This is a genomic window from Belnapia sp. AC561 (assembly GCF_979252845.1).
In genome coordinates this window covers 1-315 of sequence record NZ_CEEDBP010000146.1, presented here as the reverse complement: position 1 = coordinate 315, position 315 = coordinate 1, and the positions used below count along the sequence as shown (strand labels likewise).

Here is a 315-nt window from a genome sequence, read left to right as displayed (position 1 = left end):
CATGTAGGGCGCGGGTTTCAGCCAGGGTTCCAGGCTGGTGCGTGACTTGCCTGATGGATAAAAACCAGCGTAAAAAGCAGCAACTTCTTCTGACTGGTCTGAACAGATGGCCGATACAGCAGTGCGTGGCGCGGTGCCCGAACAGGCCCTTCAGGCCATTCAAAAACTGATTCGCGAGGGCGGCTATCAAGCTGGCGATGCCTTGCCCTCGCAACGCGATTTAGCTGAGCGTTTGGGCGTTAGTCGCGCATCGCTGCGGGAAGCGTTGTCGTCGTTGAGTGCGTTGGGCGTGGTCAGCGTGCAAGCGGGGAAGGG

At 59.0% G+C, this 315-nt stretch carries 1 protein-coding gene; it reads left to right on the top strand.

The window, feature by feature from the left end:
* Positions 1–106 precede the first annotated feature (106 nt).
* Positions 107–315, top strand: a 209-nt coding sequence (locus tag AC0IW9_RS30500) for a FadR/GntR family transcriptional regulator (RefSeq protein WP_471652058.1), incomplete at its 3' end; no start/stop codon positions are given.